The organism is Rhodopirellula bahusiensis, assembly GCF_002727185.1.
GTDB lineage: Bacteria > Planctomycetota > Planctomycetia > Pirellulales > Pirellulaceae > Rhodopirellula > Rhodopirellula bahusiensis.
On record NZ_NIZW01000002.1, the window covers coordinates 371,112 to 393,439 of the forward strand.

General features: G+C 55.6%; 7 protein-coding genes. 3 read left to right on the top strand and 4 right to left on the bottom strand.

Features of this window, described 5'->3' with window-relative positions; translation table 11 throughout:
• Nucleotides 1-17: 17 nt before the first annotated feature.
• Nucleotides 18-179, bottom strand: a complete 162-nt coding sequence (locus tag CEE69_RS32355) for a hypothetical protein (protein ID WP_158230952.1) — start codon at nt 177-179, stop codon at nt 18-20.
• Between the two features lie 108 nt (nt 180-287).
• On the bottom strand, nt 288-566 hold the full coding sequence (locus CEE69_RS04110) for a hypothetical protein (RefSeq protein WP_099259457.1): 279 nt from the start codon (nt 564-566) through the stop codon (nt 288-290).
• Nucleotides 567-1,125: 559 nt separating this feature from the next.
• On the opposite strand from CEE69_RS04110, the gene CEE69_RS33060 reads away from it, so the two are divergent.
• Together CEE69_RS33060 and CEE69_RS04150 are read left to right on the top strand one after the other, a co-directional pair.
• The gene (locus CEE69_RS33060; RefSeq protein ID WP_449314199.1) at nt 1,126-15,228 is read left to right on the top strand and encodes an Ig-like domain-containing protein; all 14,103 of its coding nucleotides are present in this window, start codon (nt 1,126-1,128) and stop codon (nt 15,226-15,228) included.
• Nucleotides 15,229-15,336: 108 nt separating this feature from the next.
• Complete coding sequence (locus CEE69_RS04150) at nt 15,337-15,888, top strand: PEP-CTERM sorting domain-containing protein (protein ID WP_158230953.1); 552 nt, start codon at nt 15,337-15,339, stop codon at nt 15,886-15,888.
• On the opposite strand, the gene CEE69_RS04155 is transcribed toward CEE69_RS04150, so the two are convergent.
• Nucleotides 15,881-16,534 (bottom strand): hypothetical protein, encoded by a 654-nt coding sequence (locus CEE69_RS04155; protein ID WP_099259460.1) that lies wholly within the window; start codon nt 16,532-16,534, stop codon nt 15,881-15,883. The two genes, CEE69_RS04150 and CEE69_RS04155, sit on opposite strands and share 8 nt — an antisense overlap.
• A complete protein-coding gene (locus CEE69_RS04160) occupies nt 16,531-16,734 on the bottom strand; it encodes a hypothetical protein (RefSeq protein ID WP_099259461.1) in 204 nt (67 codons plus the stop codon). The genes CEE69_RS04155 and CEE69_RS04160 overlap by 4 nt, the downstream gene beginning before the upstream one ends.
• Nucleotides 16,735-16,896: 162 nt before the next feature.
• Between CEE69_RS04160 and CEE69_RS04165 the strand changes: the two genes are divergently transcribed.
• The gene (locus CEE69_RS04165) at nt 16,897-22,311 is read left to right on the top strand and encodes a choice-of-anchor I family protein (protein ID WP_099259462.1); all 5,415 of its coding nucleotides are present in this window, start codon (nt 16,897-16,899) and stop codon (nt 22,309-22,311) included.
• Nucleotides 22,312-22,328: the final 17 nt, after the last annotated feature.

Sequence of the window (22,328 nt, forward strand, 5' to 3'; positions counted from 1 at the left end):
GGCAAATCCGCAGCCATTTAGTGGCTGCGATGCGATATCTGAGCATCCAGATTGTAGGTGCGGAATCGGTCCAGGTGGGCCGTGTACTCCGTGAGGCGGCAATTTTTCTGCAGCGAAGGCACGCCGAACGCATTCGAGCCTTCGCCAAGTTTGCCGCGCACTTCGCTACTGATCTGCATGTCAGTAATCGAGTTGGCGATTGGAAGAGGCAGGCGAAGCTCCCAAGTACCACGATTCGGAGTGGGTTTCTCTTTTGGCTAAAGCACGGTGCCTCGCATGAGTTGGCTTCACATGCGGCGGCGTTTCCAGGCCAGGTAGTTGGCGAACGCTGGGTGCGCTTTCAATCTTTCGATCGTGAAATAATCTCGCCCCAACTCTTTTTCGTCGGGGATCAGATTGTGAATCGATCGATGGCACATCTTGCAAACCGAGATCGTCTGCTGCATCTCTTCTTTTGCAAAACGTTTCTTCCACCAAGTCTTCCGGTGGCAATGACGCGGGATCAAATGATGCTCATTGAAGGCAGGATCGACTTCACACAACACGCAGGGCTTCTCTGCTTTCATGCTTTCCTTCTGCGGCAAATGACGAACTCCGAGGTGCCTGCAGAGCTGGATGGACTCAAGTTTGCCCCTCTAAACCGATCTTTCATGGTATCTCATTAGGGCAGGTAGGATTCCTACGAAACCGTTGCGTCACCAATGTGCGTCGTTGCCACCTTTTAGGCAAACGTCGCAGCCGAAGGGATTCCTCACGAACTGAATTTTGACACGTCATCGTTTGACAACTTGGGTGCAAGTTGCGACCACATCGGGGAAAGACTGGGAAGCAATGAACCACGCTCGCATACCAAGTTTTTGCTTATTCAGCGTGCTTTCGCAGACGTCGATGTATCCCACGTGAGACGCTTGGTGAGTCAAGCGTCCGGTCTCGAGAACGATTCCCTGCGATGATCGACGACGCACCTACCTCACCGCCCATGGGGAGGGCCATGGGGCCCCTCTCACTGGAGTTTTGTTTCCCATTATGCCGACTTAGCGGTTGGCTGTGCCCCAGTTAGCGGGCTGGCTTCGCTATTCTGGAGCCCTGAGCAAACGCAGAACGTGCATCCAAGCGTCGGAGTCAATGCTGATGAGATCGTGGCTGACCAACAAATCGGGACGACAGCGTAGCGATCGAAAGTCCCGCAAACGTATACGTGCCCAGCGTTACCGACGACAGCAGCTTCGGATGGAGATGCTCGAGGATAGGCGGGTGCTTGCGGGGCCAGGGCCAGAAGTCTTGTCAATCGTGCGAGCAGATGCGAATCCGACCAATGCAAATAGCGTTGCATTCACGGTGACATTCGACGAAGCCGTAGCTGGTGTTGACGCCTCTGACTTCGCGATTGATGCGACTGGCCTTGCATTTGCCAGCGTCGATTCAGTTTCCGGAACCGGAGATACCTACACCATCGACGTGTTAACCGGATCGGGCCATGGTTCCCTAAGCCTCGACTTGATCGACGACGATTCGATTGTTCGCGTCAGTGGCAATGGCAAGTCACTCAAAGGTAACCAGGATGGATCGTTCACTACCGGTGAGATCTACACGATTGACAAGTCGGCACCGGTCGCCAACAGCATCACATTGATCGGAACACCGACCGCATCGGCAGCAACGATCGAATACAACGTGACATTCAGCGAGTCTGTCAACGGTGTCGATCAGAATGACTTCTCGGTGATTGCTAACGGTGTCACCGGAGCTGGTGTTAACTCCGTCAATGGGAATGGGACGTCGTATGTGGTTGAGGTGTCAACGGGCAGCGGTCAGGGCACCGTCCAGTTGGCACTCAACGACAACGACACCATCGTCGACCTTGCGACCAATCCACTTGGCGGTGTCGGTGTGGGGTCGCAGCAGACCGGCCCCGTGCATGCGGTCGAACATTCGCCACCCTCGGTGGTTTCGATTACAGCTGTGCAATCAAGTCCGACCAATGCGGATTTGGTCGATTTCACCGTCGTGTTTAGCGAACCCGTGCAGAGCGTCGGGTTGAATGATTTTACGTTGACGACGGGAGGTGGCATCACTGGCGCGATGCTGACTAACGTTGTCGGCAGCACCGATACGTATACGGTCACCGCATCAACGGGGAATGGCGACGGCACAATTCAACTTGGGATTGCTGATCCTCCAACGATCACGGATACCTCTGGCAGTCCCTTGCCAACAACGAGCCTGACCTCATCACCGGTCACAATTGACAAAACAGCCCCGGCATTTTTCAACATGTCTGCGCTGGACTTGTCACCAACCAATCTTCAGGAAGTGCGTTATCGAATCACATTCGAAGAACCCGTTGTCGGCGTCTCGGTCAACAACTTAGAGCCACGCATTAGTTTCCCCGATCCGAATGATACCATTTCCGGCGTCTTTGTCGCTAATGTAACGGGGTCGGGTGACACGTATGACGTTTTGCTCAATACAGGGACCGGGACCGGCTCTGTCTCGCTGAGATTGAGTAATGATGGAAACTTTAGTGATCTAGCGGGCAACAGTCCCAATGCGATTAACGGTATTGGCTTGGTTTACCAGATCGACCGCATCGCTCCGACAATCGAATCGGTCGTCTTGGAGGATCCATCGCCCACGAACGCAACGTCACTGAGTTTCTTGGTCACACTCAGCGAGAACGTCACGGCATTTGGCCTGGGCGATATTGCAATCGACCAGACTGGCTTTCCGGATGCGATTGTGTCGTCAACCCAAAGCGTCTCGGGAACCCAGAAGCGAGTCCTGGTGAGTCCCGGGTCAGGTGAAGGTACGATTTCGCTTGACGTGATTTCTCGAAGCACCGCCACCGACTTTGCGGGCAACCAGTTGGTCACGCCAGCTAACGACTTTGAAGCCTACGTCGTCGACCGATTAGGTCCGCAGGTCGATTCGATCAGCCTGGTCGGGACATCGAACACCTCCGCCGCCAGCATCGACTTTGACGTCGTCTTCAGCGAGCCCGTAAGCAACGTCACCGCTTCCGACTTTGGCTTGGTGGGCACTGGGATCAGCGGCGCGTCGATTGCGAACGTTGTGGGGACCGGAGCCGAGTACACGGTGACGGTCAGCGCAGGCACGTTTGATGGAGCGATCGGACTGAATGCTGTCACAGGAGGAACGGTGACTGATGACTTCAGCAATCCGTTGGGGTCTGGTTTCACTGGTCCTGTCGCAACGATCGATCGAGCAGCACCATCGGTGCTTTCCGTCTCGGCTCCGGTATCCAGCACGAACGCGTCGACGATCGACTACACGGTGCGGTTCAGCGAAACGGTCACCGGATTCACCGCGAGTGACTTGACGCTCGTGAGCGGCGGCGCGATCACGTCCGCGTCGATCAATCCGGTGACCGGAAGTGGCGATACTTATACTGTCACGGTGAACACCGGCAGCGGCGACGGCACGATTGGTTTGGATGTCAACGCTGCGGCATCGATTGTGGATGCAGCCGGGAATTCGCTGGTCAGCGGGTTAAGCGGCGATGTGGTATCGATCGACAAAACGGTTCCCACCATCACAACGTTTGCATCCGCGACAGCACTGCTAACGAACACCGACAACATTCTGTTTGACGTCGTGTTCTCCGAGCCCATCAATTCGTTCGATGTGAACGACTTGATGCTGACGACCACCGGTTTGGTCGGCGCTTCGATCGCTCAAGTCAGCGGCAGCGGAACGACGTACAGCATACGTGTTGAAACTGGCACTGGCGATGGAACCACACGTTTGTCGCTTGGGAACGCACCAACCATTTTCGATCCCTCGGGCAACGCTGTCCCGGCAACGGCGACGCAGTCGGAACTGGTTACCATCGACAAAACCGCGCCGACGACGATGTCGATCAGCGGTGTGTCGCCAGCCAGTGACACGTTGACCAACGCGAGCACCATTCAATACGAAGTTGTGTTTGCAGAACCAGTCACGGGGATCACTCCGTCGGCGTTCTATCCGCACACCGATCAGACTGGCAACCTGAGCGGCCTGACGGTTTCCAACGTCAGTGGTAGTGGTGACACCTACACCGTCACCATTGATATCGGTGGTGGACAAGGTCCGTTGTTGCTGGGGATCGATAACCCAGCAGGCCTGATCAAGGACTTGGCAGGCAATTCGATTGCCTACATTCAGGGGGCCGGTACCAACTACATCGTCGACTTGATCGCCCCGGAAGTCGAGTCGATCACGCGTGCTTCCGCATCGCCGACGTCCAGTCAATCGCTTGATTTCAATGTCCTGTTCAACGAATCAGTTTTGAACGTTGATACGGGCGACTTTGAATTGGCGGTGAGCGGCGTCACCGGCGCGATGATTGACTCGGTTTCGGGAACAGGAGCTTCCTACGTCATCACCGTGACGCATACAGGTGGCAACGGAACGCTGGGATTGAATTACAAAGCTGCCAGTTCCGTCAATGACGCGGCCGGCAATTTGGTGAGCGGTGGAGTCACAACCGGTGAGGTCTACACAATCAGTACGGCGTCGTTCAGCATCGTTGCGACAGATTCAACGAAGAGCGAAGGAGATGTCGGCACCACGCCGTTTACGTTCACGGTCACCCGATCGGACGATACGACGGGAACGGCTTCGGTGGACTATTCCATCACGGGTTCAGGAGTTGACACCACTGACGCGGATGATTTTGGTGGAACCTTCCTCAGCGACACCGTGATTTTTGCTGATGGTGAAGCGACAAAAACGATCGCCATTGACGTCACCGGCGATGGAGACGTCGAGGCAGATGAAGGATTTACCGTCACGCTGAGCAACCCGAGTTCACCAGCGACCATTTCATCTTGGACCGCTAACGGGACCATTGTGAATGATGATGTGATTCAAACGTTTGCTCCGGTCGTGACGCTGCCATCTTTGGCGGTGACTTTCGTTGAAGGCGATGGACCCCTGCTCGTCGATCCCAGTGCGACGGTTGTCGATTCGGATTCGCCTGATTTTGATGGGGCTGTGTTGACGCTGGAGATCACAAACAATGCCTCGGCCGATGATCAACTGTTGATCAACAACCAAGGAGCCGGCCCTGGGCAGGTCGGCGTTTCGGCGAACGTTATCAGTTATGAAGGCGTTGCGATAGCGACATTTAGTGGGGGTGCGGGGACGACGCCACTGGTAATCTCGTTCGCATCAGGAAGCACGCCAGGCGCGGCGCAGGCAGTTCTGCGAAACGCGCAGTACTCTAATGCCTCCGACTCGCCGTCGACTTTACCGCGTTTGATCACGGCGACAATCGTCGATGGAGACGGCAATCAAAGTACTGCAACGTCGGTCGAACTCGCCTTTGATTTTGCGATTGCAGTGAGCACGACCGAATTCAGCTCCATTCAAGGAGTGGGGCGAGATGCGGCGGGAAACCTGTACGTGGGAGGTCGCTTTACCGGGACCGCAGACGTGGATCCGGGACCATCGGAAGTGCTGTTGACCAGCACGGCCGGTTCGCAGGACGCCTACATTGCCAGTTACACGTCTGCCGGAGTGTTGCGTTGGGTCCAGCAGTTTGGCGATACCGGAAGTGATGATGTGCTTGATATCGAGGTGACCGCGTCCGGGAACGTTTTCGCCGTGGGTGCGTTCGCGGGAACCGTCGTTTTTGACTCAGGCGCGGGCAGTGCAAGTTTCGTAGCCGATGGGCCTAGAGACAATTATCTGCTGAGACTCAATAGCGATGGCGGTCTGGTCGCCTCGGGTTCCTTCGGTGGCGACACGTCGGACATTGCATTGGATTCCGATGGCAACCTAGTACTGACCGGCAGCTACACCCGGACAGCGGACATCGATCCTAGTCCGGGGACCTTCTTTCTGCCGGATGCTGGTTCGACTGGCAATGGCAATAGCTTCTATCTGAAGCTGAATCCCAACCTTCATTTCGTTTGGGCGAAATCCATCGAGCAGGTTGGCGGCACTTATCAAGTCGGCGATTGGGGGACTGCCATTGCGACTGATTCATCCGGCAATGTGTATGCGTTGGGAGAATACCGAGCCAATTTTGACTTCGACTTCGGCCCAGAAACTTTTCAGCTCAGCACCTCCAGTGACACCAATCCCGACATTTACTTACTGAAGTTGACGTCGATGGGCGACTTTGTTTGGGCGAATAGTTGGGGAAGCACCGAATTTGACGTTGGGCGTGCTTTGGCGGTCGACAAGAACGACAACATCGTCGTCGCTGGAGCATTCGGCGGTACGAACGTGGGCGGAACCACCGCGTCGACAGACTTCGATCCCGGCCCAGGCACCGATATTCAGACGAGCGTCGGTGTGTACGACATGTTCGTTTCCAAGTTCGATAGCGATGGCGCGTTTCAATGGGCTCGTACCGCTGGCAGCACGGTCAACGAATCAGCGGGAACGATTGCGACCGATTCGCTGGGCAATGTCGTTGCCGGAGTTTCGTTTTACCGAGCGATCGATTTTGATCCGTCGGCGAATGTGTTTGAGATCGATCCAGTGGGTTCGGCTTCCGGATTTTGGGGGCTCTCGCCTGATGGTGATTTCCGGTTCGCATCGCATTTGGCACCGGAAGCATCCAGTGCGTACAACGGGCTGGGGGCTTTGAAGATTGATCAGAATGACTATCTGCTTGCCGCGGGCTATTTTTCTGGAGGAACGGATTTCGATCCCGGTGGCGGCACGTTCGCCATTCCAGCATCTTCGGACGGAAGCTTTCTCTTGGGCTTGGATGTTGTTGGCCTACCCGCTAACCAGACCGTCAATGTTGTCGCAATCGATCCCGAGTTTGCGATCGCCGCGACGGACGCCAGCAAGAACGAAGGTGATGCTGGCAGTACCGAGTTCACGTTCACTGTGACACGATCAGTTAATACGGAAGGGCCAGCGAATATTGATTACTTCGTCACTGGGTCCGGGGCCAACCAAGCGAACGCGAGTGACTTCGGTGGTAACTTTCCCAGCGGCTCCGTCGAGTTTGCCGACGGTGAGACGCAGCAGGTCATCACGGTCGATGTCAGTGGTGATTTAATGGTCGAAGGCGATGAATACTTCACCGTGGCGCTAAGCAATCCCAGTGTCCCGGCGACGTTCACCACCGCGAGTGCTGACGGCGTGATTCTCAACGACGACTTTGCCGGGTTTGAGATTTCCGAGCCAGGTGAGATGTTTGCATGGTCAGGCTCCGGCGAGACAGGAACGGATCCATTCGGCCTGCCCTTTGTTTCGTCCAACACGACAAGTTTCCCGAGTTGGGGAATGCCCGGATTCGGCACCGGTGTGGCCACCTTCCCGGCCCCCGGGTCGTTCGATGGATTCCGGGTCAGCTTTTCGGGATTACCAAGCGACGTCACGATCAATGAGTCGCACGGTAACACGGTGCTCAATGTTGATCCGTTCTCTGCCAATGATCGTTGGAACAAAGAAGTAACTGGGAATAGCGTCTTGTTCACATCACCCGATCCGGTGACGAAGCGGCTCGATCAAGGTGACAGGATGTTTGTCAGCGTGATCTTCACGGGGGACTTCGACCCGACGGCACTGCAATTTGACGTCGAGTACCTCGACAGCACGAATCCGGTTGGAACCGTCGTCACGGAAGCCGGATCGACGGATACCTTCATGGTTGCATTGACGGCCCAGCCGGAATCAGACGTGGTCGTTGACGTGACCAGCGGAGATGTCGGGGAAGCGACTGTCAATCGATCGACGCTGACCTTCACCAATCAGAATTGGAACGTCGCCCAGACGGTGATCGTCACTGGCATCGACGACGCTCTGATCGATGGCGACCAAAACACAGCCATCACTCTCTCCGTGAACGATCTCGATTCCGACGACCTGTTCGATGCACTGGCGGATCAATTGGTTGCTGTGACAACCATCGATGACGAAGTTGCAACGGTCGTTTCGATCGATGTCGCACCAATGCTGGTTGGCGAAGACGATAGCGAGACCATGGTCTACACGCTCTCGCGAACGGGTGATATGTCGGGAACGCTAACGGTGAATTTTACGACGAGTGGCAGCGCTTCTTCAGCCACGGACTATACGACAAGCCACACAGGAACCGTCACGTTTGCTGCTGGGTCGGCAACCGCGACCGTCACGGTCGACGCGACACCGGATTCGATCCCAGAGGGGAACGAGACGGTTGTCCTAACGATCGATCCTAACAATGACTACGTCGTTGGTTCGGCTGGTTCGGCGACCGGCACGATCCTCGATAATGACGATCCGGGTGTGGGCCAGTTGGTTGGGATCGACCTTGGTGAGAATAACCCGACCGACGATTCGCCAACGAACTGGAACGCGTCGTTCTTGCTTAATTTCAGTCTGAATGACTTGATCGCGGAAGATGGACAGCCAACGGGCATCGATGTCGTTTCTCAGTTCAGCAGCGGTGGCGGAATCGGTAACACGATTCTGAACGCCGCAACGATACCTTCCCACACACAATCACTCTCCAAGATCGATGATGTGTACGTGGGCACGGCCGGCGTTCCTTACGCGGCGACCTTCAGCGGTCTGGTAGCCGGAGCGTCCTACCGAGTGTATGTAGTCGCTCACTCGGGCGTGTTCGGGAACGGCAACACGCAAACGGTCACGATTGCCGGTGAAAGCGGAAGCGAGGTTTCCTTCACTCAAGTATTGACCTCCCAGAATCTTCACGTGAATGGTGAAAAGGGTTCGGATCTCAGGGCACTGGAGTCGTATGCCGAGGTCGTCACCGCGAGTTCCAGCGGAGACATTACAGTCGATGTCACGCCGAATACCGGCGACAATGTCTCGTTAGCGGCGCTCGCGATCCAACAGATCTCAGGTTCAACGGAGCCACTGAGTGTTGCGATTGCCCCTGCTTCGATCTCAGAAAACGGCGGCAGCGCCACTGTCACGATTTCTCGTGCTACAGACACGACCAACTCGTTGGACGTTGTGATTACCAACAGTGATCCGTCGGAAGCCTCGGTGCCCCTGACAGCAACGATCCCGGCCGGACAGAACTCGGTCGATGTGACTTTAAACGCGCTCAACGACACCGCGGTGGATGGCACACAATCAGTCACCATCACGGCATCAGTCGTCGGGGGGATCGCCGACGGAATGCCGGGTTTGGACGACTCCTTCGGAACGTTCGGCAAAGCCGACACCCAGCTTGACTCGCAGTACCAACCGCCGCACGGAGTCATTGCCTCACTACCCGATGGCAAGATTCTCGCAGCTAGCGAGGCTAGCACGGAATTTGAACTCATTATTCAGCGTTTCAACGCAGACGGCTCGAGCGACACTTCGTTTGGCACCGGCGGCGTCGTTGTTCCAACTGTCGCGTCAGGAACCGCGCCGCTTGATCCAACTGAGCCATTTCCGAAATCGATCGAAGTCGCCCCCGATGGCAAATTCTACATCGGCGGTGTTTTGGCCAACGGAGCAGAGACGCCATTTCTAGCAAGATTCAATCCCGACGGTTCGCTTGATTCGTCATTCGGCGTCGGAGGCATCGCAGACCTAACGAGCGTTGGATTGGTATCCATTGAAGGAATGGACTTAACCGACGATGGAAAACTGCTCGTTGCTCTGAGTTCGAACAACTCAAGCCTGTTTCGAGCCATGCGAATCAACCCCGACGGTCAACTCGATGCTTCATTCGGAACTGCGGGCGTAGCTGGTTTTCCAAATGTGTTTTCCGAAGCCATTGATGTTGCGTCACTTTCAAATGACAACTTTTTGTTGTTGGGTGATGACGGAAGAATGATTCGCGGTGACCAATTTGGCAACGTCGATCCGACGTTCGGAAACGAAGGCGAGGCATTCGTGCCCTTTACCTCGGCGACCAAAGTTTTCACAGACCTCTTGGTTGACCGCGAGGGCAACATCGTCATCGCGGGAACTGCGACAGAGAGCTTTGCGGACGACTTTACTTTGGCTCGATTTAGTTCCGATGGAGTCCTCGATCCGTCGTTCGATTCAGATGGATTGGTCACCCTCGACGTCGCAGGTTCGGATGACTTTGCGACGTCTCTGGAAATCGGAATCGATGGAAAACTGTTTGTCGTCGGATACACGACACCCGTCGGAGGAAATCGAGCCGCTGTCGTGCGACTCAATAGCGACGGATCGCTCGATAGTACTTTCGATGGCGACGGACGTTTGGTCACCTCGCTGGGGAGCAATTCCTCACAACTGACTCTCGCGTCTGCGATGACTCCGGATGCCAGTCTGCTCGTACTTGGTGGAAACCTCTCGGACATTCAAATCGCGAAGATTTCTTCTGGAGTCATTCCATTTAGCGGATCATCCAGTGTCGATGTAACGGACGACGATGCTTCGAGCTTTGATTTCGGGGACGCGCCGATCGGTTACCCGGTGACACTCGCCGACTCGGGTGCCAGTCACGATGTGACCGCGGGTGGTCCTTTCCTCGGTTTCCTAGCGGACGCAGAACTCGACGGAGTGAATTCTTCAGAAGCCAAGTTTGACGAAGAAAATGGTTCGGACGATGAAGACGGCGTGGTTTTCACTAGCGGCGTCGTCTTCGCCGCCGCTGACGCGACCTTGACCGGGACAGTCGTCGTGGAGCTGCAAAACGCTGACCCGTTATCTAACCGACTCGATGCTTGGATCGATTTCAATCGTGACGGTGACTGGGCGGATCCCGGCGAACAAATCTTTACCAGTTTTGATTTGGGAACAAGTGACGGCGGACAAGTCCTTAGCTTTGCGGTTCCGCAAGACACCGGTGACAACGTTGTCAGCGGGAACACGTATGCCAGATTTAGGGTGAGTACCCTTGGTGGACTTGGCGTCACCGGGACCGCGGCCGACGGAGAAGTCGAGGATCACCAGTTAACGATCGTTTCGGCCGCCCCTTTGATTGTCGACACGCTCACCGACGAAAGTGATGGAGATTTCTCGCCCGGTGACCTGTCGTTGCGAGAGGCAATCGAATTGGCCAACTTCAAAGCCGGTGCCGACACAATCGAGTTTGCGACCGCACTATCTGGCGGCACCATCACGCTGACCGTCGATCAGCTGGAAGTAACCGACGATTTAACGATCACTGGTCTGGGATCGTCGAGCATGACGATCAGTGGTGGTGATGCTTTTCGCGTGTTTCAATCGCTGAACGTTGGTTCGTTTGAACTTCAGGGGCTGACGATCACCGGTGGACGTCCCAGCAATACGGGCAGCCCTAACAGTGGTGCCGCGATCTTTTCATCGGGCGATCTTATGCTCACCGACGTCGTCATCACCGGCAACGTTGCCGGCGGATCACTCGGTGATGGCGGCGGAATTATGCATAGCAACGGTGACTTGACCATCACCGACTCAGTCATCTCCAACAACACGACAACTGCGCCGTCGGCGTTGGGAGGCGGCATCCATTCGCTAGGATCCAATGTCTTGATTCAAGATAGCTTGATCGATGGCAACGCCATGACAGGCGATTTGAGCGTCGGTGCCGGCGTTCTCGTGATCAATGGAAATTTGACGCTGACGCAGAGTACGATCTCAAGCAATATGTCGTCGGCCGACAGCGTAACCGGTGGTGGTGTGACGGTCGGTGGCGGCAATCTGACAATTCTCGGGAGTACGATCTCAGGGAACTCCGTCACCGGCTCAGGTGGGGGCGTTGCGTTTGACGGGCTTGGCTTCACGGCGACCGTGACAAACTCAACGGTTTCGGGTAATAGTGCGGGCGTTTACGGAGGTGGCATCGCCAACTTCGCCGGTTCGTTCGATCTCAATCACAGCACCGTGACGAACAACTCGGCGCCAGCGGATAACGGCGGAGGTGTGGCCAGTTTCACCTCCTCTCAGACATCTGCGATCGTGACAACGATCTATTCCAGCATCATCTCGGGTAACGGCATCAGCGATGTGGATCAAATTGTCTTCGCCGGTCCTGCAGCCCCGTTGGATTCGGTGTTCAGCGACGGGTTCAATGTCATCGGAAACGGTACCGCCGTGCCCGACCGATTCACCGGGCCATCAGACCAAACCTTTGTCGTCAATCCTGGTTTGAATCCCCTGGCTGACAACGGTGGTCCGACGCTGACGCACGCCGTACTGGCAAGCAGTCCGGCACTGGACGCTGGCGATACGACATCCACTGAAAACTTGGAGCAGCGTGGAACAGGTTTCCCGCGACTGTCTGGATCTAATGTCGACGTTGGTGCCTTTGAAAGAGATTCGACAACGTTGCCACAATTCTCAATCACGGCGACCGAAGCCACGAAGCTGGAAGGTGATTCCGGCCTGACAAAGTTTACCTTCACGGTGACGCGAAGCGGTGACACAAGCGGTGCGGCGAGTGTCGACTATCAGGTCTCCGGCAACGGAGCCAACGCGGCAGACGCGAATGACTTCACTGGAGTTTTGCCGGGAGGAACGCTCGCGTTTGACGATGCACAGGAATCCATGCTCATCACGATTGACGTCACAGGTGATGTGCTGGCTGAAGCCGACGAGGGTTTCCGCGTCACGCTAAGCAACGCGAGTGCTTCGTCGACCATCGACGTCGCGACTGCAGACGGGATGATTCTGACCGATGAAGCGCCGGGGCTGACCGTCGATATCATCGCCGCTTCTATTTCCGAGAACGGAGGCTCGACGACGGCAACCGTCACCCGCAATACGGACACGACCGAGGAACTGATCGTGACGATTGCCGCATCCGATACCAGCGAGGTCACTTTGCCGCAAACGGTCACCATCCCTGCAGGCCAAGCGACGTCCGCTCCGTTCGTGATCAACGGAATTGACGATGCCGTTGTTGATGGTACGCAGACGGTCACAATCACCGCATCCACATCCACTGTCAGCAGCCTCGCACAGCAGTACGTTGACGATTTCTCCGGTCCAACCATTGACTCGTTTTGGAACGTGAGTGCCGGGATCCCCGATTCAACGATCACTCAGGTTGACGGTGCACTACGAATCCACAGCCCTACCGCTCCAAGTACCTTTGCCGACAGCAAAGTCGAAAGCGCCACGATCTTCTCGGGTTCGGACTTTGAAGCCAGCGTTGACTTTCGTGTCCCCGAAGGAAACGCGATGGCTTGGCTCACCCTGGGCCGTCGTCCGCAGGGTCAAGGGACATCGCAAACGTATGGTTTGTACTTCTTTGGCGAGAACCATTATCGCGTCTGGCTACACAACGACGAATTCACCGGCCACAAGTTAGTACAGAATCGATTTGGTGACGAACAGACTCAGTGGCACCAGCTGAAATTGACCTACGATGCCGACACGATGACTGCAACCTCCTACATTGATGGCGTTGCAGTCAACACTGAATCAGTGATCATGGATCGTGCCATTATTCGTCTGAACATGAAGGATGGAAACAATCTTGGTCCGACGCCAGCAACGATTGAGTTCGATAACTTTCAGTTCAGCTACGGGGCAGCCATTGCGTCAGGGAGTTCAACCATCGACGTGACTGATGACGACGTGGCAGAATTGGGACTTTCGATTGCTGACGCTGAGATCTCGGAAAATGGGGGCCAAACCACTGCGACGGTCAGTCGCAACACCGATACGACGAACCCGCTCACGGTGACAATTGCGACGAGTGACAACGGGGAAGCACGTATTCCACTTGCCGTGACAATTCCCGCAGGCCAAAGCGTGTCCGACCCGGTCCCTATCTCCGGCGTAGACGATCGGATTGTGGACGGAACCCAAACCGTCACCATCACGGCGACCGCAACTGGTCACGCGGGCACCGACGGGACTGTTGATGTTACGGACGACGATATGCCACCTTCGGTCATGGTTGATATCATCGACACGCAGCTCTTTGATGGAGACGACGCAAGCAACGTCACATTCACCTTCAGTGCTACAACAACCGACTTTGACGTCGGCGACGTGGTCGTGACCAACGGAGCGATTTCAAATTTCGACGGTAGCGGTACGACGTATTCGGCAACATTCACTGCCGTGGATGGATTCGATGGAACCGGAACCGTGTCCGTCAACGCTGGCAGCTATTCGGATGCGTTTGGCAATGCGGGATTAGCTGCCTCGGATTCGGTTGACATTGACACGCTCAATCCCGAGGTGGTCGTGGACATCGTCGATACGGTGCTCAATGAGAATGACAGTACATCCGTCGTCACGTTTACAATCAGCGAAGACGTCAGTGGCTTTGAGGCAGCGGACGTGTCGGTGTCCAACGGAACGTTGTCGGATTTCTCGGGAAGCGGGATGAATTACTCCGCGACCTTCACGGCGGATCCAACAGTGGACGGCATCGGGACCATCGACATCCCGTCAGGAAGCTTTACGGATACCGCGGGCAACTTTGGTAATGGGAGCTCAGATACCGTCGTGCTGGAGCGGCCGCCTCAAGCTCCCGAGGACATTCTTCTCGATACTGACTCGGTCAACGAGAATCTAGACACCTCGGCAGCCGACCTGCTATTCGCAAACTTGTCCGCCGTTGACGCCGACGAGGATGACACGCACGGTTATGAGCTGGTCTCGGGGGTTGGCGATACTGATAACGGTCGTTTCCTAATCACGGCGGACCAACTGCTCCTCCGACAGAGCGAAGTGCTTGATCATGAGACTCAAGCAAGCTACTCCGTCCGTGTGCGCGTCACCGACGGTGCTGGCCTGGTATTCGAGAAGTCGTTGACGCTCGGGGTCAACAACCTTGTCGAGGTCACCAAAGAAGACATCACGGTAGGTGACGGCACGCCCCAGCGATCACGCGTGGAATCACTGTCCATCCAATTCGACGCTGAAGTAACAATTGCCCCGGGCGCATTCACCGTCATCAAACGCGGCCCAGACGGAGGCAACGTGGACGTCGCCTACATCACCCGTCTGGACGAAGACGGCCACACCATCGCCGACCTCACCTTCAGCGGAACCTTCGTCGAATATGGTTCGCTAGTCGACGGAAATTACCAACTCACGATTGATGGAACTAAAATCGTGAGTGTAGACGGATTTGGATTCGATTCCGATGGCAATGGAGTTGATGGTGACTCACTGAGATTCGGGGATTCTGCCACGGACGCGTTTTATCGACTGTTCGGTGATACTGACGGTGACAGAATCGTGACGTCACCTGACTTCAGCAGATTTGTTGACCGGTTTGGTATTCAGGTCAATGACCCAATCTCAGACGCATTGGACTTCGATCAAGACACGATTGTTTCATCGATCGATTTCAGCGAATTCGTCAAAAGATTCGGATTTTTCTTCCCGTTCGAGTAGATTGCAATGCACTTAAATTGTTTTCGGCAAGTATTCATCGTTGCCGGCTTCGTTTGTCTTATGACTCCGACAGCGAGTGCGGCTATCGTGGTACGTCTTGACTTAGACTTGACCACGGTAGGAATTCAAGACTCCGTCTCAATCAACGTCGGCGAGAATCGCTCGGTTCAAGCAATTATTGAACTTACCGATACATCGTCTTTGAGTAACTACAATTTTTCTGTGAGTTACGACGATGTCGCGCTTGATTTTGTGTCCGGTTCGGACGATGCGCCACCAGCGTATACGATTGATAATCCGTCGCTCCTGATAAGTTCTGAAGACGATGCCGGATCCGCACTGATCGATTTGATCGACGGTGCCACGCTACCGGGCTTAGGGCTTGCGGCTCCGAACCAATTCGTAGTTGCTGAGTTTCAACTTGGAGCAGAAATGGAAAGTCCGGGAGCGCAACTGCTTCCGGGAGTCGGCGGCTTAGGAAATGCGTTCTTCGATAATGGTAACGTTGACGTTACCAACGAGGTTCAGTTTTTTGGTGGCACGATCGAAATAACGGCTGTTCCTGAGCCCTCGTCAATAGCATTTATCAGTGCCTCGTTAGGCGCTTTTGCTTTGCGTCGTAGGCTAGCTCTAAACAAACATGTAGACAACGTTAGTTAGTCCCTGACCCCAACCGGCTGTGTCCAGGCTGTTGTTTTTGGTTGTCGAAGGAGGGGGCGTGGTGGTCGCTGGTGCTCGTGATAACCGCTCGGACGTAAAGCTCATTTTCAGTCATCGTGTATGAAGCTTGCGGACCTTCGACAGAACCGACGACCTTGCCGATTCTTGAGAGATCCTCGGCGTTTGACTCCTCGTGGAGAAGCGTGGCGATGAAATTTGTTCGATATTTTGCGCCGTCTTCATCGTTGATCTTGATCGATGGCGTTCGAGTCGATTCCTCCAAGGTGACGTCGTCGAGCATGACGCCGCTTGACGCGTAGAAGTCGCCCTTTTTCATCGCTCGGATCAAGTGCTCCGGTGTCAGGTATTGGCTGAGAACCACCACCCAGCCACGGCCCGGTCGCGATCCCGGTTTGCAGTGGTACTCGTGGCTGTCATCGGAAGCCATTCCCATCATCGGAGGAACGTTCAATTCGGTTTGCCGGATCGCGTTGACGAGATCCCAAATCCGCTCGACACCGGGATAATCGTCATCGCCGAGATGGTTGACTCCGGGGTGTCCGTTGTAGACCTCGAAGAAGCGTTCACTCACAATCGCAGCAAGATCCTCGTGCGAGATCGCATATCCAAAGTTTGGATCGTTCAAGTGCGGCGGAATTTCGCGACCGTGCGCCTTTTTTTGCGTTCTAGAATCGCTTGCAGATTGTTTTGCATCGCTTCGCGAACGGTCGCGGCGCCCGCCGGCGGAATCACTTCGGCCAGATTCGTTGCGTTGATGTGAACCGGTTTGCCTTCTGCCCTGTCGCTGATTTCTTCCGCCTGGATCAGAGGCCCTGATTTTCTCACTGCGGTTGGTACAGAAAAGGGGAGCAGGTCACCTTCTGCGAATCTTCACTGGATTTGCATGGAACTCTGTGAGGAACGTTTGCAGCAACTTCATTTTCGATCGTCAGAATCCGCGGGACTTACATCGTCCCCCGTTCTTACCATCGAATTTGGATCACTCTCGTGGCAAAACGATTTCTTTCCCGTCGTTCGAACCAACGCCGTCAGCACCTGCGTGCGGGATTGCAAGCACTCGAATCCCGCCAAATGTTGGCTTCTGATTTCTCGTTGCAACTGCTCCACGCCAGTGATTTGGAAGGCGGCGTCGATGCGATTTCGGATGCACCCCACTTCGCGGCGATCGTCGACTCGTTGGAAGCAGAAGCTCAAACCGAAGGGCGTGGGTCGCTGTTGGTTTCTGCCGGTGATAATTTCATCGGAGGCCCCTTCTTCAGTGCGTCAGGTGACGGCAGTCTGCGTGCTCCGTTGCAAGAGGCGGCTCAGAACACTTTCGGTGAAGCCGGACTGACCAACATCCGCGAAGATGGTGGTCGAGTTGATCTGTCGATCATGAATTTGCTCGAGTTTGATGCCTCGGCTCTCGGGAACCATGAATTTGATTTCGGTACTGACACTCTCGGCGGACTGATCGGTACCGACATTCGCGGCGCGGGACTTGGTGACGTGCGTTGGCTTGGTGCCCAGTTCCCTTACCTCAGTGCGAACCTGGATTTCTCCGGTGATCCAAATTTGGCGGGACTGTTTACCGCCGATGTTTTGGCAACCACAGACTACCAAGCGGATCTCGGCGATTTGGCAGCCACAGCGGCTCAACCCAAAATCGCTCCCGCAACCATCGCGGAAGTGGATGGCGAATCAATTGCGATCGTCGGGGCAACAACGCAGTTGCTCAGTCAAATTTCGTCTCCCGGCGGAACGGTTTCCAACGCCGGTGGCACCAATGACATGCAAGCGTTGGCAGATGTTTTGAATCCGATCATCGCGAATATTGTTGATGGCGACGATGACATCGCGGGCAATGGCGATGACGTCAACAAAGTCATCTTGGTCAGCCACCTGCAACAGATTTCGCTGGAAGAAGAGTTGGCCGGGTTGCTCAACGGTGTCGACGTGATCGTCGCAGGCGGGTCGGACACTCTGTTGGCTGATCCACAGGATACGCTGCGTGCGGGTGATGTCGCGGAAGGGACTTATCCGCTGCAAACTACCAACGCCGATGGCCACCCGACCATGATCGTCAGCACCGATGGCGAGTACAGTTACGTCGGTCGTTTGGTTGTTGACTTCGATGTCGATGGCGTGCTTTTACCGGACATGCTGGACTCAACCGTCAGCGGTGTGTTCGCAACCGACGTAGCGGGCACCTTGGCGGTTACCGGCGAAACGGACATCGCAGACGCAATCGCGGGCAGCTTCAAAGCGACCGAAGTCAACAAGTTGGTCCAAGCCGTTCGTGGTGTCGTCACAGCAAAGGATGGTGAGATCTTTGGTGCGACGGATGTGTTCTTGGAAGGACGTCGTGCCGAGGTTCGAACGGAAGAAACCAACCTGGGTAACTTGACCGCAGATGCCAACTTGGTCGCGGCTCGTCAATTGGACAGCACCGTAGCGGTGTCGATCAAAAACGGTGGCGGAATCCGAGCCGCGATTGGTTCGATCGATGGTTTGACGGGAGAAACCTTGCCCACGGCAGCCAACGCGGAAGCCGGCAAAGACGCGGGGGAGATCTCTCAGCTGGACATCGAAAACGCGTTGCGATTCGATAACGGTTTGACTGTGATGACGGTCACGGCCGCTGACTTGAAACGCTTGATCGAGCACGGCGTGGCAGCGACCGATGCGGCTGGCAATGCGACACCGGGGCAGTTTCCACAAATTGGTGGGGCCCGGTTCAGCTTTGATCCGAGCCGACCAGAGCTTGTGCTCGACGCCAGTGCCAACGTCATTCAGGAAGGCGAACGTATTCGCAGCCTCGCGTTAGTTGATGACTCCGGTGAAACAATCGACGTTTTGGTTCAAGACGGCCAATTGATTGGCGACCCGAACCGAGCGCTCCGGCTCGTCACTCTCGATTTTCTCGCCGGTGTGTTCTCTGGTGGTTCGCCCATCGGTGGCGACGGCTATCCGTTCCCGGCGTACGGAACCGACATGGTTCACCTCGACGGGGCTGGTTTGGCCGACGGTGCCTCAACCGTTTTCACCACCGGACGTGAACAAGATGCCTTGGCCGAGTTCTTGCTTTCAAACCACAATCCGGATGCCGGGACGACGGCTTTCCGCGACAGTGAAACATCACCGCTGCAGGACCAACGCATTCAGAACTTGGCTTTGACGCATGACACCATCCTGACTCCGTCGAGCATTGAGAGCTTCAAGATTTCAGTGGCGGGCACATTCAAAACGGGAGTCTTCGACGAGTCAGCCGCTGAGATCGTCGCTCACGACCCTGAATCACAACGCGTGTTCTTCACCAACGCCGATGCGAATGAAATTGGCGTGCTGGACATCAATGATCCGAGCAACCCAACCGCTCTTTTGCCCATCACGTTCCCAAGCGGCACCGGCGGTGTGAACAGCGTCGCGGTTTCGGGCGGCATCGTGGCGGTGGCTGTGGCCGCGCAGGATCACACGAACCCCGGTGGCGTGTTGTTCTTCAGCATCGACGGTAGCTTGCTGGGCAGCGTGACCGTTGGCGCCCTGCCGGATTCTTTGACCTTCTCGCCAGACGGAATGAAAGTCGTCGTGGCTGGCGAAGGTGAACCGGATGACTTGGAAGACCCCAATCCAATGATCGATCCGATGGGGACGATCAGCGTGATCGACCTGGCACGATTGCGTCGAGATGGTTTCATCACTTCCTTCGATGTCACGACGCTCGACTTCACCGCTTTTGATGGACAAGAAGACGCACTGCGAGCCTCGGGCGTTCGCATCTTCCCCGGTCGATCCGCTTCGCGTGATTTGGAACCGGAATACGCCAGCGTTTCGGCAGACGGAACTCGTGCTTTCGTCACGCTTCAAGAAGCCAACTCGGTCGCGGTGGTTGACCTCACCGTTCCCGCGATCATCGACATTCAACCACTCGGCGTGAAAGATCACTCGTTGCCGGGCAATGGCATCGACCCGAGTGACCGTGACGATGCGATCGCCATTGCACCGCATCCGGTGTTTGGTTTGTACATGCCCGATGCAATCACGTCCTTTGACGTCGGAGGGCAAACTTACTATGCCACCGCCAACGAAGGCGATTCACGCGACTTTGACGAAGACCGAATCAAAGACATCGTCCTAGATCCGACCGCCTTCCCCAACGCGGCTGAATTGCAGGAAGACGATGCACTTGGTCGTTTGACGATCTCAAACATCGATGGCGACACCGATGGCGATGGTGACTTTGACGAACTGTTCGCGTTTGGCAGTCGTTCGTTCACGATCTTTGACGCCGCCGGAAATGTCGTGTTTGATTCGGGCGACCAATTCGAACAAATCACGGCTCAATTGGTTCCGGAATTGTTCAACAGTGCCAACGATGAGAATGAGTTTGATTCCCGCAGTGATGCGAAAGGACCTGAACCCGAAGCCATCACCACCGGTGTGATCGGTGATCGAATGTACGCGTTCATCGGTTTGGAACGGACCGGAGGCGTCTTTGTCTATGACATCTCGTCGCCCGCGGAAGCGACCTTCGTTCAGTACATCAACAACCGCGATGTCGAGGGGGCTTTCCCAGAAGACGCGGGTGATTTGGGCGTCGAGGATTTAAAGTTTGTCTCGGCGTCGGACAGTCCCAATGGTCAGCCATTGTTGATTTCGGCCAATGAAGTCAGTGGCACGGTGACCATTTTCCAACTCGGACAATCGGTGTTGGATGTTGAACTGCGAGCGGTTGCCATTCCAACCGCACCGGGTTCGACTGAGCTGCCTGAAGCGATCTCGACCAGCCCCATCGGCGGCACCTATTACGTCGAAGCCTGGGTGCAAGATTTTGACAATGAGTTCTCAGGGTTGGCCGGCGGACAGATCGATGTTCGTTACAACACGGACGTCGTGGATGCGGTGGACGTCTCGAATGACGACTATGACTTGCTGGCGTCTGGTTCGATTGACGACGCGGCGGGTTTGATCGATGACCTGGGCGGCGGAACGCTTCAAACTGGTCAAGGGCTGGCGCCGAATTGGGTGCGTCTGGGGTACTTCGAAGTCGTCGCAACTGCCGGCGGAACAGCGACCTACACCTTAGCACCTGGCGGGTTGCCGTTCGCACGGTTTGGCGGAGGCAACTTGTTGCCCGGTTCCGTCGACATGACTGATGTCGAAACAATTCAGCATGTCGAAACCGCGATGTTGGACATGGTTGTCGTCCGAGATGACAATCTGTTGAATTCGGATGGGCGATTGGACGAGCTTCCGGATTCAGTCGGATATGTTCACGAATGGGAAGCCTTCTCGACGGAGATTTATTTGACGCCCGAAGCCGGTGCACCTTCGGTCGATGCGGTGGCGTTTGATCTGTTCTACGAAACGTCGTTGACAAGTGCGTTCAGCTTCGAACCGGCGGCGGGCTTCACTTTGGTTGGTGCAGCGAATGTGGACGATGCAAGTGGATCCGTGAGCGGCATTTCGTTGAACGCCGCATCGCCGATCGCGGCGGGTGGGCCGATTCTGCTTGGTCGAGTTCGATTCGCACCCGGAGTCAACGATGATGCACCGGTTGATGAGGCCACCAACGACATCGGACCGTACGATTTGGCTTTGACGATCGACAACGCGACCGTGACGACTGGCAGCATCGTTGGCAGTGTCGGCGTGGGGCAAAGTCCCGAAACTGGAATGTGGGCGGTTCCTTACGACGCGGACGACAGCGATCAAATCGATTTCGCTGACTTCTCCGTCTTCGCCGGTGTGTTTGGTTCGGTGGTCACCAGCCCCGACGACATGGCCGCTTGGGCCGATCTCGATGGTTCTGGCTTGGTTGACTTCGAAGACTTGGATTTGTTCGATGCCAACCTGGGTTTGACTTCGGCCGAAGGTGATCAGCTTCTATTCAGCAACGTTTACCCGACACCTGATTTGGCCGGTCCACCCGTCGCGATCGCATTTGCGTCGGCCGCGGGTCAGGAACGATTGGGGAGCTTTGGGCCCTTCAGCAATCAACGCGCGCAGACAGACGTCAACAACGATGGCCAAACGAGTGCCCTGGATGCTCTGCTGGTGATCAATGCGTTGAATCAACCGAACGCGCAGATGTCTCGAGCGTTTCTGGACGTGAACGAAGATGGCACGACGACGGCGGTCGACGCCCTGCGAGTGATCAATGCTTTGAGCGACATTGACGACTCCAACGACGCGGCCCCAGCCAGTGAGCCAATCGTCGATTCGAGTGTGGATGTGCTCGATGCGGTGCTTGGACAAGTCGAACGCGAAGCTCGCAAGTTGTTGAACGTGTCTCCCGAAGCCTCGCTTGATTACGCCACGATCGGCCAAGTCGACTTGGATGCGGAAGACGATCGAGAAGAGCTGGAAGGCTTGCTCGAATCATTGTCGCTCGACCAAGGTCAGTTGCGTCTGATGTCGTAGGACTCACGACAATCGAT

What these genes read in the sequence shown, in the direction of transcription:
- CEE69_RS32355 (WP_158230952.1), bottom strand. Translation starts at nt 179, where the DNA reads ATGCAGATCAGTAGCGAAGTGCGCGGCAAACTTGGCGAAGGCTCGAAT.
- CEE69_RS04110 (WP_099259457.1), bottom strand. Translation starts at nt 566, where the DNA reads ATGAAAGCAGAGAAGCCCTGCGTGTTGTGTGAAGTCGATCCTGCCTTC.
- CEE69_RS33060 (WP_449314199.1), top strand. Translation starts at nt 1,126, where the DNA reads ATGCTGATGAGATCGTGGCTGACCAACAAATCGGGACGACAGCGTAGC.